16 protein-coding genes are annotated in these 14,773 nt (G+C 68.6%); 6 read left to right on the top strand and 10 right to left on the bottom strand.

The window, feature by feature from the left end:
• Positions 1 to 99 precede the first annotated feature (99 nt).
• Positions 100 to 639, top strand: coding sequence for a dihydrofolate reductase family protein (locus H504_RS0106100; protein ID WP_026422056.1), 540 nt, complete (start codon positions 100 to 102; stop codon positions 637 to 639).
• On the opposite strand, the gene H504_RS0106095 is transcribed toward H504_RS0106100, so the two are convergent.
• From H504_RS0106095 to H504_RS0106070, 5 genes are all read right to left on the bottom strand, one after another.
• Positions 587 to 1,096, bottom strand: a complete 510-nt coding sequence (locus H504_RS0106095; protein ID WP_035303371.1) for a hypothetical protein — start codon at positions 1,094 to 1,096, stop codon at positions 587 to 589. The genes H504_RS0106100 and H504_RS0106095 overlap by 53 nt on opposite strands.
• On the bottom strand, positions 1,096 to 1,290 hold the full coding sequence (locus H504_RS0106090; RefSeq protein ID WP_026422054.1) for a hypothetical protein: 195 nt from the start codon (positions 1,288 to 1,290) through the stop codon (positions 1,096 to 1,098). The genes H504_RS0106095 and H504_RS0106090 overlap by 1 nt, the downstream gene beginning before the upstream one ends.
• A gap of 62 nt (positions 1,291 to 1,352) precedes the next feature.
• A complete protein-coding gene (locus H504_RS0106085) occupies positions 1,353 to 1,847 on the bottom strand; it encodes a hypothetical protein (protein ID WP_026422053.1) in 495 nt (164 codons plus the stop codon).
• Positions 1,848 to 2,024: 177 nt separating this feature from the next.
• Positions 2,025 to 2,333, bottom strand: a complete 309-nt coding sequence (locus H504_RS33545; protein ID WP_084467413.1) for a DUF397 domain-containing protein — start codon at positions 2,331 to 2,333, stop codon at positions 2,025 to 2,027.
• Positions 2,334 to 2,358: 25 nt separating this feature from the next.
• Entirely contained in the window at positions 2,359 to 3,210 is an 852-nt protein-coding gene (locus H504_RS0106070; RefSeq protein ID WP_051385541.1) for a helix-turn-helix domain-containing protein, read from the bottom strand.
• 201 nt (positions 3,211 to 3,411) lie between these two features.
• Here H504_RS0106070 and H504_RS39490 point away from each other — a divergent pair, with 201 nt between their 5' ends.
• Both H504_RS39490 and H504_RS0106065 read left to right on the top strand, forming a co-directional pair.
• The gene (locus H504_RS39490) at positions 3,412 to 3,657 is read left to right on the top strand and encodes a hypothetical protein (RefSeq protein ID WP_245614085.1); all 246 of its coding nucleotides are present in this window, start codon (positions 3,412 to 3,414) and stop codon (positions 3,655 to 3,657) included.
• 175 nt (positions 3,658 to 3,832) lie between these two features.
• Complete coding sequence (locus H504_RS0106065) at positions 3,833 to 4,624, top strand: helix-turn-helix domain-containing protein (RefSeq protein WP_026422051.1); 792 nt, start codon at positions 3,833 to 3,835, stop codon at positions 4,622 to 4,624.
• Between the two features lie 7 nt (positions 4,625 to 4,631).
• On the opposite strand, the gene H504_RS0106060 is transcribed toward H504_RS0106065, so the two are convergent.
• Complete coding sequence (locus tag H504_RS0106060; RefSeq protein ID WP_026422075.1) at positions 4,632 to 5,216, bottom strand: helix-turn-helix domain-containing protein; 585 nt, start codon at positions 5,214 to 5,216, stop codon at positions 4,632 to 4,634.
• Between the two features lie 50 nt (positions 5,217 to 5,266).
• On the opposite strand from H504_RS0106060, the gene H504_RS33540 reads away from it, so the two are divergent.
• Positions 5,267 to 6,601, top strand: coding sequence for an MFS transporter (locus H504_RS33540; RefSeq protein WP_211239269.1), 1,335 nt, complete (start codon positions 5,267 to 5,269; stop codon positions 6,599 to 6,601).
• On the opposite strand, the gene H504_RS0106050 is transcribed toward H504_RS33540, so the two are convergent.
• Positions 6,585 to 7,628 carry an aldo/keto reductase gene (locus H504_RS0106050; protein ID WP_026422050.1) on the bottom strand — a complete coding sequence of 348 codons (1,044 nt, stop codon included), beginning with the start codon at positions 7,626 to 7,628 and terminating at the stop codon, positions 6,585 to 6,587. The genes H504_RS33540 and H504_RS0106050 overlap by 17 nt on opposite strands.
• Before the next feature lie 85 nt (positions 7,629 to 7,713).
• On the opposite strand from H504_RS0106050, the gene H504_RS33535 reads away from it, so the two are divergent.
• Positions 7,714 to 8,295 (top strand): TetR/AcrR family transcriptional regulator, encoded by a 582-nt coding sequence (locus H504_RS33535; RefSeq protein WP_051385540.1) that lies wholly within the window; start codon positions 7,714 to 7,716, stop codon positions 8,293 to 8,295.
• A complete protein-coding gene (locus H504_RS33530) occupies positions 8,292 to 8,828 on the top strand; it encodes a GNAT family N-acetyltransferase (protein WP_051385539.1) in 537 nt (178 codons plus the stop codon). Before H504_RS33535 ends, H504_RS33530 begins: the two co-directional genes overlap by 4 nt.
• A gap of 350 nt (positions 8,829 to 9,178) precedes the next feature.
• Here the strand turns inward: H504_RS33530 and H504_RS0106035 are convergent, their stop codons facing one another.
• The 3 genes from H504_RS0106035 to H504_RS0106025 all read right to left on the bottom strand — a co-directional run bounded on the left by H504_RS0106035 (position 9,179) and on the right by H504_RS0106025 (position 14,595).
• Complete coding sequence (locus H504_RS0106035; RefSeq protein ID WP_084467411.1) at positions 9,179 to 11,533, bottom strand: M4 family metallopeptidase; 2,355 nt, start codon at positions 11,531 to 11,533, stop codon at positions 9,179 to 9,181.
• Between the two features lie 445 nt (positions 11,534 to 11,978).
• Positions 11,979 to 12,719: a GAF and ANTAR domain-containing protein gene (locus tag H504_RS33525; protein ID WP_035303370.1), complete on the bottom strand. Its 741-nt coding sequence runs from the start codon at positions 12,717 to 12,719 to the stop codon at positions 11,979 to 11,981.
• Between the two features lie 256 nt (positions 12,720 to 12,975).
• Positions 12,976 to 14,595, bottom strand: a complete 1,620-nt coding sequence (locus tag H504_RS0106025; RefSeq protein ID WP_026422048.1) for a catalase — start codon at positions 14,593 to 14,595, stop codon at positions 12,976 to 12,978.
• Positions 14,596 to 14,773 lie beyond the last annotated feature (178 nt).

The raw sequence follows: 14,773 nt of genomic DNA, 5'->3' as shown, positions 1-14,773 counted from the left end.
GTGGTCTCCGGGATCGTCAAGGCGGTGATCGCCTGGGTTGTCGAACACCTGCACTAGGGTCCGGCCGGTCGTACACCGCGAGCACCCCAGGAGGGGTCCATGGAGTTCCCGCCGCAGACCGCGTCCGGCAAGGTTCTCTGGCACTTCACGATGTCCCTCGACGGGTTCGTCGCCGGGCCTGGTCACAGCATGGACTGGCTGTCCGGCCTCACCACCCGACCCGGCTTGATCGCCGAGTACACCGCGACCACCGGTGCGGTCCTCGGCGGTCGCGCGGGGTGGGACAAGATCAGCGGCGCTCGGCCGTACGGCGGGGCCTGGGCTGGGCCGATCTTCATCCTCACCCACCACCCCGAGGACGCCACGCCCACCCCGGGCGTCACGTTCCTCGACTGCTCCGCCGCCGAGGCAGTCCAGATCGGGCTCGGGGCGGCGGCGGGCAAGAACCTGGAGGTCTTCTCGCCCACCATCGGCCGCCAACTGCTCGCCGAGGGCCTGATCGACGAGATCGACATCCACGTCGCGCCCGTTCTGCTCGGTGACGGCATCCGCCTCTACGACAACCCGGGCGGCACCCCGATCCACCTCACCCCGAACGCCGGGGTGAACCTCCGGTACCGACCCGCCACAGGAGCGTGATCACGGCGACGACCAGTACGGCGATGCCCGGGATGAGCGGCCCGTGGCCGGTGGTGAACTCGTCCCGGCTGATGAAGGTCATGCCGCTCGACGAGTCCGGTCGGGTGAAGAAGCGGACGGCGGCCAGCACCACGGCGGCCACCCCGACCGCGATGTCCCGGTTGTTGAGCGCGACGGCGGCCAACAACGCGGCCAGCGCATACGGTCCGGGTTGCAGGAAGATCCCCGCCACCGCCAGCCCGGCCACCACGACGAGCGCCCACCAGCGACGGGGGGTCAACGAGAACGCGGCGACCACGCCGCCCACCACCGTCGCCGCGATCCAGTACCAGTCCACATGGGACATTGACAGCGGTTGGTAGTCCTGGAAGCGAACCGGCGTGTCCGCGGGCACGAACGCGGCGCCGAGCACCAGCAGCCCGAACAGGCCGATGAGCACCCATCCCCTGGCGACCATCACGCCCGCCCGACGTGCAGAACCAGCCGGATCCGGGTGTCGTCCCGGGCCGTGCGCAGGCACAACCGGTCGGTGTCGGCGACGACCGCGCCACGGCGGAGGGCGAGGTCCGGGGCGAGGGCGTCCACGGCGGGGTCGTGGAAGGAGAGCATTTTGCGGTCGGCGAGGACCAGGAACTCCCCGAGTGCCGACATGGGCGCCTCCTGCCGCTGGTTCGTCGGAGCGCCCCACACCACGCCCCGACGAACCAGCCTACTCAGGGGTTGATGTGCACGTAGAACGCGTCACCGTCGACGAGGCGGTCCCGGTTGCAGAGTTGACCGAGGAGGTTTCCCGCCTTCTGGTTGTCGTCGATCCACGGCTTGATGCCGGGTCCCGCGGCGAGCAACGACACGGATACGTTGGCGTTCAAGAACTTCCCGGGGTTGGCGACCACGACGTCATCGGAGGTATGGGTCACGGTCCAGTGCGGCACGGTGTCCCACTTGCCCAGCAGTTCGTGCCGGGTGACCTCGCCGCCGCCGTAGACGGCGCGCGCGGTCGGGTCGACCTGGGGTGCGGGCGGGCGGAACTGTTGCTGCGCACGGTCGCGAGTGCCCGCGGGGCAACGGGGTACGGGGGTGACCTCGATGCGGAGGCGATCGAGTACGGGCGGAGCCGGGTGGGAGATCTGGCGGTCACCTAGGAGGTTGGCGACGCGAGCACGTGGGCGGGCCGGGCCGATGTGCTGGTGGTCAACGGAGCCACGCACATCTGAGGTGGGCCGGAGGCGGAACACACGGCGACGACGTTGGCGAAGGCCGCCGAGGTCTTGGACGTCGGCGGGCGGTTGCTGGCTGGCGGCGAATCCGGGCGCGCCGGAGTGCGACGAGGTGCGGCAGGCGGACGCGCACCGGACCGCCTGGTGGCGGGACGTGCTGGGGTTCGTCTACCTGACGATGCTGCGGGCGTGACGGACCTGGTCGTGCTTGACGGCGGTGATGAGGGCGTCGATGCGGGCGGTGATGATGGGGCCGGATGGGTTCTTGCTGTCGCGGACGCCGCCGAGGGTGGGGGCCAGCTCGATGCACTCGCCGTTGTTGCCGCCGCTGAAGGTGCTCTTGCGCCACAGGTTGACCTCGACGCATTGGCCGCCGTTGCCGCTGCTGAAGCTGCTCTTACGCCACATGGTGACCTCGACACAGTTGCCGTTGTTGCCGCCGCTGAAGGAGCTCTTGCGCCACCTGTCCTGATCCATCTGTGTCCTCCCTGGTAGCACTGGCCTAACCGTCGACCAGGCTAACCAAGAAGGCCCGCGTGTCATCCGGTGACAACGCCTGCTCCGACATCCGGTCGAAGTTGGCGGCGTACAGCTTCAGATCCGCGGGGCGCTCCAGGTAGATCGCCCCATCTGCGTGTTCGAGATACACGAAGTTCGGGGCGGGCTCCTCCGGCAGCGTGAGAAGCGAGAACGAATTGGTCATGCCAGGGTGCGGACCGGCCGCGAACGGCAGGACCTGCAGCGTCAGGTAGGGCCACTCGGAAGCCTTCACCAGGTGCAGCAACTGCTCGCGCATGTCGCCCACCTGACGCCGCACCACGGTCTCGTTGAGAATCACGCGCAGGTTGGGCTGCCTGTTGTCCAGGCGCTTCTGCCGTTCTTCCCTGAAGCCGAGGAACCTGGACAGCTCGGCCTCGTCGATCTGGTCCACGAACGCGGAGCGCACCGCGCGGGTGTAGCCGGGGACCTGGAGCAGGCCGTAGACCAGCTCCGATTCGTAGACGCAGATCGCCTTGGCGTCGGCCTCGAAACCGACGTAGGTCTCGTGCCAGTCGGGCATGGTGTCGCTGTGGCTAACCCACCAGCCACGCTCGTTGCTCTCCTCGGCCTGCCGGATCAGCGTGTCCACCTGGGGGGCGCCGATCTCGTAGAGCTGGCAGAGGAACCGGACGTTCTTCGGCAGGATCGAGTGCCTGCCGTTCTCGATGCGGCTGATTGTTGGTCGCTTGACGCCGAGGTAGTCCGCGGCGTCGTCCTGGGACTTGCCCGCGGCCTCGCGGAGCTCGCGCAACTGCTTGCCGAGCCGCCACCGACGCACCAGGGAGCCTGGGGTCAGGTCATCGGATTCACTCATGGCGCACAGTGTGCCGGTCGCTCACATACGTACGGTAGTCACACGATCGAGGTATTTTCGTGGCGTACGTACGTGCCGTACGGTCTACTCTCAGCGACCCAGTTCCCCGTATGAGGTGGTGAGCGCCGCCATGGCTAGCTATTGGACACCCGGCGTACGACGTCCCGAACACCGACCCCCCGTTTCCCCAGCGAGGACCCGGTGACCAGCAAGGTGCAGGAATTGCTGTCCCGGTGGGGATGGCGGCAACATCCGGACGCATGGTCGATCCCCTGCCGGGACGGGTCCGGCAACCGCGCGTCGATCACGGTCGAGATCGCCAAGGACGGCGTCGTGGTGACCTCGTCGACCCCGGGTCCGTGGTTGATTCACCCGTTGAGAGTAGGCAGATTGCGTGCCGCGCTCCGGGATGCTGCTCTTAGCTGCACCGCCCTGGACCACCCGTGACCCGCGGCGCGCGGGCGACTACCTCCCCGCCCGCGCGCCGCTCCCCCGCCGTCGCTCCCCCGGCCCGTCATGCCCCGGCGGCCCGGCCCGCGGAGACCGGCGTCCACCGACCGGTCCGCGCGACCTTCCCCGCGCGGACCGGTTCGTGGCCACTCCCCGAGAAAGGACCCCCGCGTTGACCTCCCGCATCCCCTCGCTGCGCACCTGGCTGCTCGGCCGCCGCCTGCGTTCCCTGATCGACAGCACCGGCATCCCGCACCGCGACATCGCCAAGCAGTTGAACTGGCACCGCTCCGACCTGTCCCGCTTCCTCAACGGCCAGCGCGGCATCCCCAACCCCGAACTCGGCCTACTCCTCTACACCTGCGGCGTCGACACGCGCGCCCAACGCCAGCATTACCTCGACCTGAACACCGACGCCCGCCGCGACGAGTGGTGGCACGACAGCAACGAGTCCCCGCTGTACTCCCTGACCCTCGACGAACTCGAATCCCAGTCCGACGCCATCACGGCATTCACCCCGGCCACCCTCCCCACCCAACTCCAAACCGACGAATACGCCGCCATGCTCGGCACCACCCCGCGCAGGCACACCCTGGACAGCGACCTCCCGACGAACTGGCACTTCCTCATCAGCCGCCAATCCCTCACCCCCGCTGCGCTGCCCCCGCAGGTAATCCAAGAACAGGCCCGCCACCTCTTCTGGGAATCAACGCGCGCGAACGTCACCATTCAGGTGATCCCGCACACCGTCCTCACCCACGACATCCCGTTCCGCCTCATCACCGTCACCGACCACGGCCCCGTCATCCACCTCGACCTCACCGGCGCCGCCCTCTTCCTCGAAGCCCTCCCCACCATCAACCGCTACACCAAGACCGCCACCCAACTCACCGACAGTTGCCTCACCCCCGACCGCAGCCGCGACCTCCTCGCCGCCCTGGCCGACCCCGTCGTCACGGGCTGACCGTTCTTCAGTTCTCACCACCGCGCGGGCGGGCGCGGACGTGCATTTTCTCGCCCTGGGGGCCGAAAAGACTCAAGACTTCCACGGGCATTTCGCCGGTCGAGCCGAACCAATGGGGTAGGCGGGTGTCGAATTCGGCGGCCTCGCCGGTTTTCAGCACGACGTCGTGGTCGGCGAGGACGAGGCGGAGGCGGCCGGACAGGACGTAGAGCCATTCGTAGCCGGTGTGGGTTCGGAGGTCCGGGGTGGAGCGGGCGGCCGGGATGACCATTTTGTACGCCTGGAGGCCGCCGGGGTACTGGGTGAGCGGGTAGATCGTGGCGCCTCCTTTCGTGTAGGGCTTGAGGCGGACGCGGGGGTCTTCGACGGGTGGGGCGCCGACGAGGTCGTCGAGGGAGACCTGGTGGGCGCGGGCGAGCGGGAGCAGCAGCTCCAGGTTGGGTTTGCGTTCGCCGGATTCGAGGCGGGAGAGGGTGCTGACGGAGATGCCGGTGGTCTCCGCGAGCTGGGCCAGGGTCGTGCCGCGGCGCTTGCGCAGGGTGCGCAGGCGGTGGCCGACCGACGCCAGGACGTCCTCGTCGTCGTTTGCCATATCCGCAACTTTACTTCGCGGTGGTTGCCGAGATGGCGCACGCTGTGCGCATGACGAAAACGGGGCTCGCACTGGCGGTGCTGCTGTCCTCCCTGGGGACCAGCGTCGCGAACGTCGCGTTGCCGACGCTGTCGCACCAACTGGGCGCGACCTTCCAGGCCGTGCAGTGGGTGGTGCTCGCGTACCTGCTGGCCGGCACGGTCTTGTTGGTCAGCGTCGGCAGGCTCGGCGACATCATCGGCCGTGGGCGGCTCCTGCGAGCCGGAACCGCCCTGTTCACCGTCGCGTCAGTCGTGTGCGCGGTGGCGCCGTCCCTCAGCGTGCTCGTAGTGGCGCGGGTGGGTCAGGGACTCGGGGCCGCGGTGATGCTGGCGCTCAGCATGGCTCTTATCGGTAGCACCGTGCCGCGCGAGAAGACCGGTAGCGCTATGGGACTTCTAGGCACGATGTCGGCCGTAGGCACCGCCGGTGGTCCGACGCTGGGTGGCCTCACCATCGCCGTAGTGGGTTGGCGCGGCATCTTCGTCGTTACGGCTGTCCTGGGCGTGGTGGTCTTGCTTCTCATTCGCGCGCTGTCGTCCAGTGAGCGCACACCCACCAGGTTCGACAGCCTGGGCACGGTTCTCTTGGCCATCACTCTTACCGCCTACGCCCTCGCGATGACGGTGGGGCACACGGTCCTCCTACTCGTCGCGGCAGTCGTGGCCGCCGGGGTCTTCGTCGTAGTGGAGTCCCGCACGACCGCACCCCTCGTACGCCTCTCAGCACTACACGACCCCGCCCTGGCCATGAGCTTCCTGGTGTCGACCGTGGTCATGTCGACCCTCGTCGTCGGACCGTTCTACCTGTCGCGGTCACTCAACCTGGAGCCCGCCGCAGTGGGCCTGGCGATGTCAGCCGGTCCCGTGGTCTCCGCGCTCACCGGCATCCCAGCCGGTCGCGTGGTCGACCGGATAGGAGCCGCGACCATGACCGTCGTCGGTCTAACGGCCATGGTCGTCGGTTGCCTCGCTTTGGCTCTTATGCCAAAGACCCTCCTCGGCTACCTGGTGCCTCTTGTCGTCACCACGTGCGGTTACGCCCAGTTCCAGGCCGCCAACAACACGACCGTGATGGCGGGGGTAAGTGCGGACCAGCGGGGAGTGGTGTCCGGGATGCTCAACCTGTCACGCAACCTCGGCCTCATCACCGGCACCTCCGTCATGGGCGCCGTATTCGCCCTTGGCGCCTCTACGCACGACGTGACCACCGCGTCCGGTGACGCTGTCGCGACCGGTATGCACGTCACCTTCGCCGTCGCGGCGGCCCTGATCGTCGTGGCAGTTGGTATCGCCGTGGTTAAGCAGGTAGCCCAAGCAAAGCAGGCCCTTAAGCGGCCTGCGTAGACCCAGCCGACCGGTGTGCGATGGGGCGGCGGCGGAGGGCGGGGTCGGTGATCGACGGTGGGGTGTGGGCGGTGTCGAGGACGCCGATGTCCGTGCCCGGCGGGACAATCGCGTCGACGCGGTCCAGGATGTCGTCCGTGAGAGCGGTGTCCACACTCGCCAAGAGGTCGTCGAGGTGGTCGGCGGTGCGGGGCCCGATGATCGCCGAGGTGACGCCGGGGTGGGCGATGGCGAAGGCCAGGGCCAGGTGGGTCAGGGACATCCCGGCCTCGTCGGCCACCGGGATCAACTGCTCCACAACGTCCAACCGCTGGTCGTCGGTCAGTTGACGGAAGCCGAACCGTGACCGGTGGGTGTCGGCGGCCTGGCCCTTGCGGTAACGGCCGGTGAGCATGCCACCCGCGAGGGGACTCCACACCAGCACACCCATGCCGTACCGCTCACACACGGGTAGGACCTCGCGCTCGATGCCGCGGTTGAGGATCGAGTAGACCGGCTGCTCGGTGCGGAACCGCTCCAGGCCACGGCGCTCCGAGACCCAGTGCGACTCGACGATGTCCGAGGCCGGGAACGAAGACGAACCGACCGCGCGGACCTTGCCCGCGCGGATCAGGTCGGACAGCGCGGACAGGGTCTCCTCGACGTCGACCGAGTCGTCGGGGCGGTGGATCTGGTAGAGGTCCACGTGGTCGGTGCCAAGCCTGCGCAGTGAGTCGTCGAGCGCGCGGACCAGCCAGCGACGCGACGCGCCCTGCCGGTTGGGGTCGTCGCCCATGGGCAGGCGTGCCTTGGTCGCGAGGACGACGTCGTCACGGCGCCCCTTGAGCGCCTTGCCGACGATCTCCTCGGACTCCCCGCGCGAGTAGACGTCGGCGGTGTCGATGAAGTTGATCCCCGCGTCAAGCGCCCGGTGGATGATCCGGATCGCGGCGTCGTGGTCGGGGTTGCCGAGCGAGCCGAACATCATGGCCCCCAGGCAGTAGGGGCTGACCTGGATGCCGGTGCGGCCGAGTGCGCGGTACTGCATCGTGCGTTCCTCCCGTACGATCAATCGGAACAACGTTCCGGAACTATACGGAACTATGTTCCGCTTTGGCAACCGAGGGAGCGGTATGACCAGGTCACGACCGGTGCGGGCCGACGCCCGACGCAACATCGACGCGCTGCTGGCCGCCGCCAAGGCAGCCTTCGCGGACTCCGGCGTGGACGCCCCCGTACGCGACATCGCCGCCCGTGCAGGCGTCGGCGTCGGCACCGTGTACCGCCACTTCCCCCAGCGCTCCGACCTGGTCGTCGCCGTCTTCCAGCACGAGGTCGACGCCTGCACAGCCGCCGCCGCGGAGTTGGCCGCCGAGCACACCCCTGGCGAGGCCCTGGCCCGCTGGCTGCGGCGCTACACCGAGTTCATCGCCACCAAACGCGGCCTCGCCGCCGCCCTGCACTCCGGCGACCCCGCCTTCGACGCCCTCCCCGGCTACTTCGACCACCACCTGCGCCCCGCCCTCAAGTCCCTCCTGGACACCGCCGTCGCCGCCGGACAAGCACGGCCCGATGTGGACCCCGACGACCTGCTCCCCGCCGTGGCAAACCTGTGTTTCTTCGACGACATCACCCGTCCGGGGCACGCCCGACGCATGGTCGACCTCCTGATCGACGGTTTGTGTCGTACCCCCCGGCTACCGTCGTCCGCATGATCGAGGTACGCGAAGCCACCCCCGCCGACGGAACCGTGATCGGCGAAATCCACGCCGCATCCTGGCAAGCCGCCTACGCCCCGTTCTTCGACGCGGAGTTCGCCACCCGAGAAGTCGCAAGTAGACGAACGCGATGGCACCCCCGCGTCGGCACCGGCCACCTCCTGCTCGCCGCCGTCGACACCCGCCCCCTGGCCTTCACCTACGCCGTCCCCTCCGAAACCCGCCCCGGCTCAGCCGAGATCTACAGCTTCTACGCCCACCCCGCCGCCTGGGGCTCGGGCGTCGCAAAGGTCCTTATGGACGGCCTGTTGGCCACACTGCGCGCCGACAAGTACTCACACGTCCACCTATGGACCCTGCGCGACACCCCACAATCCCTCCGCTTCTACACCAAATGCGGCTTCACCAAAACCGGCGCCACCCACCCCCGCGACTTCGGCGACGGCAACCCCTTACCCCAGATCGAGTTCGAACGACCCACCAACAACCAGGACACGACCGCCCCCACACCCCAACACAACCGCCTATGACAACCCACCACACGACACTTGCACCGCGCTCCTCGGAAGCCGCCGATCCCAACCGCCCGCTGGGGTGAAGTTGTTTTGTTTGGGGGGAGCGGTGGCCTAAGCCGGCAGGCGGGTAAGGCCACGTCTTTCCAGTGGCCCCGCCTTTTAGCCTTACCCAGGCCACCGCTAGGGGCCCCAAACAAAACAACTTCACCCCAGCGGGCACAGCCCGAAAAATCCGGCGCCCCAGGCCGGCGTCGCCGAAGGCGACCAGGCCGAACCCCGAGGCGCACCCGAGGCCCAGTAACCCCCACACGCCAAGACCCCGCGGCCACAACAGCCGCGGGGTCCTGAAGTGCGATCAACTCAACTCAGCAAGCGCCCTCGTCCTGCCACACAGCCCACGAACCAGGCGCACCCGGCTCGGCACCAGTGGAGTACCAAGTGGACTTCCACTTGTGCGAGTTGTACGAGACCTCATCGCCCGGCACGTAGGCCTGGGACGAGGACCACGCCGTCACGCTGCCGCAGCCGCCGGGGTTGCCGCCGGTCACGGTGAGGGTGAAGGTCGCCGAGTGGGCGGCCGAGCCGGTGCCGGTCACGGTGATCGAGTAGGTACCCGCGGCGGCGCTGGCGCCGACCGACAGGGTGAGGCTCGACGAGCTACCGGACTGGACCGAGGTGGGGCTGAACGTCGCGGTCACGCCCGAGGGCAGGCCGGAGGCGCTCAGGGCCACCGTCTGGGCGGAGCCAGTGGTGGTGGCGGTGCTGACGGTGCTGCTGACCGTGCCGCCCGCGGCCGAGTTGCCCGAGGCCGGGTTCAGCGACAGCGAGAAGTCGTTGGTGGGCGGTTGCCCACCGCTGACGGTCAGGTTGTAGGTCACGGTGTGCGTCGCGGTGCCCGCGCCCTTGACCGTGATCGGGTAGGTGCCGTTGGCGACGTTGGCGCCGACGGTGATGGTCGCGGTCGAGGACGAGCCGGACTGCACCGAGGCCGGGTTGAACGCGACGGTCACGCCCGAGGGCTGGCCGGTCGCGGTCAGCGCGACGGTCTGGGCGCTGCCCGAGGTGGTCTGCGTCGACACGGTGGTCGTCGCGGACGACCCCTTCTGCACGGTGGCCGACGACGGGTTCAGCGACAGCGAGAAGTCGTTGCCCGGCTGGCTGGTGCAGGTGGGCTCACCGGACTGCGCCGGAACGCTGACCGCGGCCCAAGCGGCCTTGGTGGCGTTGTACTGCGCGCAGGTCGGGTCCAGGTTCTTCGCCGCGGTCAGCGTCGCGGTGCGGTACTTGTAGTAGCTCATGCCGGAGGTCTTGAGCAGCATGGCGTTGTAGAACACGCGGCCCGCGGCCTGGATGCCGATGCCGGACACGGTGGAGCTGTTGCAGGTCGGGCTACCCGACGCCGAGCCCTCGGCCAGCAGGTAGAACCAGTGGTTCAGCGGGCCCGCGGCGGCGTGCACCTCGGTGCTGGGGATCTTGGAGGAGTAGCAGTTCGGGTCGTTGTTGACCTGCGACGGGTTCTTCATGTTGCGGATCGGGCCCTGGCCGACCAGGTTCACCGACTCACCCACGGTGTAGTCCGGGGTGTCGTAGGGGGCGGGCTCGTTGGTGTACGCCTCGGTCAGCGCGCCGAAGATGTCACCGGTGCCCTCGCCCAGGCCCGCCTCGGTGCCCGCGCCACCCGGGGTGTACTGGTCGATCGCGTGGCCGTGCTCGTGGCCGACGACGTCCATGGAGGCGATCCACTGGTTGGCCTGGTTATGGCCGACCTCGATGTGGTCACCGGTCCAGTAGGCGTTGATGTCGGCCAGGCCGACCTGGACCTGGACACCGCGGCCGTTGCCGTCGATGCCGCTGCGGCCCAGCCAGTTCTTGAGCATGTCCCACTCGTGCTGGGTGGACCACAGCACGTCGACGCAGCCGGTCTCCTTGGAGGAGGCGTTGCCGGTGCCGAAGCTGTCGTTCGACTTGGTGAACGGCTGCTTGGTCGAGAGGTCGACGCAGCTCAGACCCGGACGGGTCGAGTCGACCGTCTGGTGGTTGCTCGTGTCGATGTTCAGCGGGTTCGGGCCGTTCCACTGCGACTGGCCGGTGCCCGCGCGGACGTCGTCGGTGGTGTCGACGACGGCGCCGGTCTGGGCGTCGGTGTAGACGTGCAGGTGGCTGGGGATGCCCTTGCGCACACCGGTCACGACGGTCTCGTAGACCAGCGTGCCCTTGCCCGCCGCGTAGACCTTCAGGTCGTTGGACAGGACCTTGTCCACGGAGGACAGCTCGCCGCGGGCGACCTTCTCGGCCTGGGCCGCGGAGAGCTTCGGGCTGGTGGACACGGCGATGGCGCCCTGGTGGGCGGCCACGGTGTCCAGGGTGTTGCCCGCCGCGTCGGTGGCGACGACGGCGTCGCCGCCGACGACCGGCAGGCCCTTGTAGGTGCGGTCGTAGGACACGTAGAACAGGTCCTTACGACCCGGGATGCCGCCGGTGTAGACCTGGCGACGGGTGAACTGCTCGTCCGGACCCTTGGCCAGGGCGTCCAGACCGGAGGCCGCGGCCTTGTCGGCGGCGGCGACCGCGAGGGCCACCGGGGTCTGTGCGGCAGCGGGCGCTTGGGGCGCGGCCGGGGCCGCGGTCGCGGTGGAGGTCACCGCGTAGACCGCCGTGGTGGCCGCGCCCGCGGCAACCAGGGCGACAATGGTGCGTTTCAAGCCAAACTCCTCAGGCATGCAGGGAATACCGAAGAACTCGGACGGTCAATGTATGGGCCATCAATAACGTCGTCAATGAAATCAGCCCAGCCCACACCGCCGGTGGGCGATTCGCCGGAACTTCACAGTTGCCAGTGTGCCGAAATGGCATTTCCCATAGCGCGCCACCATATCGAGGCAAATATGCAGGAAAATTTATCAACACGACCATCGAATTATACTTTATCGATCACTTGACAACCCTTTGTCGAAACTTTACCAACGTCCGTGTCGCCCGCGTCACACGGACGGGGGTGAACCCGTGGTGTGGAAGATCAGCGACTGGGTATGTCTGGGGCGTCCTCGTGCGCGCGTTGGCCCGCTGGTCTTGAGCCTCGCGTGTTAAGCAGCAGCACGGGGGCTCAATGTAAGACCGTCCGTCGGGCCGCGGCCCGGCGGACGGTCCCATCGGCCGCGCGGGCCCTCAGTCCAGCAGGTGGTGCCGGTTGACCAGCGTCTTTGCCAGGTCGCGCAGCTTGACGTTGATGTTCTGCGACGTCCGGCGCAGCGTGTCGAACGCCTCGTCGGCGTCGATGCCGCGGCGGGCCATCAGGATGCCCTTGGCCTGGCCGATGACGTCCCTGGTGTCCAGCGCGGCGCGCAACTGCTCGATCCGCAACTGCTCCCTGGTGACGCCCTCGCTCGCGGCGAGGGCCAGCGAGGCGTGCGTGGCCAGCAGCATCAGCGCGTCCCGATCGGACGGGTCGAACCCGCCGCGCTCGCGCGAGTACGCGTTGAGCGCGCCGGACAACCGCGGCGCGCGGACCTCCGGCAGCAGCGCGACCGAGGCCAGCGAGTGGAACCCGCGCTCGGCGGCTGCGGGGCCGAACCGCGGCCACCTGGTGTCGGTGCCCAGGTCGGAGCTGTGCGCGGCGGCGGGACCGTCCGGGCGGGCGCACTCCACGCAGCAGCCCTCGCCGAACTCGTACTGCAACAGGTCCAGGTCCGCAGCCACCAGGTCGGTGAGCACGGGAGTGTGAAAACTGCCATCGGGTGAGCGGAGCGTCACGCTCACCAGGTCGACCGGACCCACCACGTCCTTGGTGGTCTGCACCACCCGCTCCAGCACGTCGACCAGGCTGCCCGCGGCGAGCAGGTCCTCGGTCAACCGCACCAACTGGCTCGCCAGGACGCCCAGGTCCTCCGACTCCTTGCCCACAGCCACGCCGCCTGCCCTCCAGCTCCGACTGCGGGGCCACGGGGGCCCCGGCTCACACCCGGTCCGGCGCTGGCTGCTCAACGCGGGAGTTGTTCGCGAAGGATCCTAGCCAGGCGGGTGGCTGTCACAGGCAACCGGCGGGACGGGTGGGTCGACCCCCGCGGGGGCGGGTCGGGCATATCGGCCGAGGGGGGCATTGAGGGACACCGCGCTATCGGCGCGGACCACTGTCGGCTCAGTCGTCGGGTGGTCGGGGATGGGTTCAGACGCGTTTTGCGTGGTCGTTGGGTACGCAGTGGGTCATCGTGAGGCGATCGGTCGGTCGGGGACCGTTGGAACCGAGGGCGGCGAGGCGCTTCTGCTCGGCCGGGCCGAGTGTTTGCGTTGCCAGCGGCGGCAACCGGGACACATCGCCGGGACTGATTCCGAGGCGTTCACCGACCCTGGTGCCGAGCTCGTCCTCCACCAGCAGGAAATGCCACACCATGCGTTCCTGAATGGGCCGGTCACATTCCGCGAGCTGTACCGACAAATTGTCGACCAGGTCGTCGCGTTCCCATTGCTCCATCAACAGGTAACGCTGACCTGCCTGCGCGTAGTCATTCGTCCGCGGAATGCGGCGACGGGTCAGTCGGCCCTCGATGAACGGGCCCCGCTCGTCGGGCGCGGGCGGCCGGGCCTCGGGGAGGCCACCGGTGATCGATGGTTCGTAGTTGACGTGCGGGTTCCCGCCATCAACGTCGGTGGAGTACGCCATCGCCCCGTCGCGCTGGTTGGTGCGCACGGCCGTCTTGGGCTGGTTGACCGGGAGCTGCAGGTAGTTGGGGCCGACCCGGTGGCGCTGGGTGTCGCTGTAGGAGAACGTGCGGCCGACGAGCATCTTGTCGTCGGAGAAGTCGAGGCCGTCGACCAGCACCCCGGTGCCGAAAGCGATCTGCTCGTTCTCGGTGAAGGTGTCCTCGACGGCGCGGTTGAGCAGGATCCGCCCCACCGGCTGCGGCGGGAACTCGTGCTCCGGCCAGACCTTCGTGTCGTCGAGCGGGTCGAAGTCCAGCTCCGGGTGCTCGTCGTCGCTCATCAACTGCACCCGCAGCTCCCACTCCGGGTACTCGCCGCGCTCGATGGCCTCCCGCAGGTCCCGCGTCGCGTGCCCGAGGTCGTCGGCCTGCACCGCGGCGGCGTCGGCCGCGGTCATGCTGGCCACCCCGACCTTCGGGTACCAGTGGTACTTGACCAGGTGCGTGGTCGCGTCCGCGGCGACCCACTTGTAGGTGTTCACGCCGAAGCCCTGCATGTGCCGGTAGTCGGCCGGGATACCGCGCGGGCTGAACAGGTTCACCAGCATGTGCATCGACTCCGGGGTCTGCGACATGAAGTCGAAGATCCGGTTCGGCTGCTGCCGGAAGGTCACCGGGTCCGGTTTGAGCGCGTGGATCACGTCGGGGAACTTGATCGCGTCCCGGATGAAGAACACCGCCAGGTTGTTGCCGACCAGGTCCCAGTTGCCGTCCTCGGTGTAGAACTTCACCGCGAACCCGCGCGGGTCCCTGGCCACCTCGGACGAGTCGCGGCCGCCGATCACCGTGGAGAACCGCACCGCCACCGGGGTCCGCTTGCCCGGACCGGAGAACAGCTTGGCCCGGGTGAACCCCTCCACCGGCTGGTCGCCCCAGGTGCCGTAGGTCTCGAAGTAGCCGAACGCGGTCGCGCCCCTGGCGTGCACCACCCGCTCCGGGATCCGCTCCCGGTCGAAGTGCGCGATCTTCTCCAGGAACTGGTAGTTCTCCAGCGTCGCCGGGCCGCGCGGGCCGATCGTGCGCTGGTTCTGGTTGTCGTGGACGGGGTGGCCCTGCCGATCGGTCAGCACGTGCTCACTGGTCATCGCTGGTCCCTTCGTCGCTGGCGGCTACCCCGCCGCCGGGCTGGTGGAAACGACACGATCGGCGGGTCAACCGGTCACAGCAGGTGTTGCCGGTCACCCGGACCGGGTGATCCGTGCCCTGGTCGGCTTAGGCCTGCGGGAAACGGGGCACTAGGAGGGCGCACCACCAATCCGAGAA

Origin of the sequence: Actinokineospora inagensis DSM 44258 (genome assembly GCF_000482865.1) — a bacterium.
Taxonomy (GTDB): domain Bacteria; phylum Actinomycetota; class Actinomycetes; order Mycobacteriales; family Pseudonocardiaceae; genus Actinokineospora; species Actinokineospora inagensis.
Note: the sequence above shows the minus strand (reverse complement) of the source record. Positions and strands in the feature narration are given on the sequence as shown.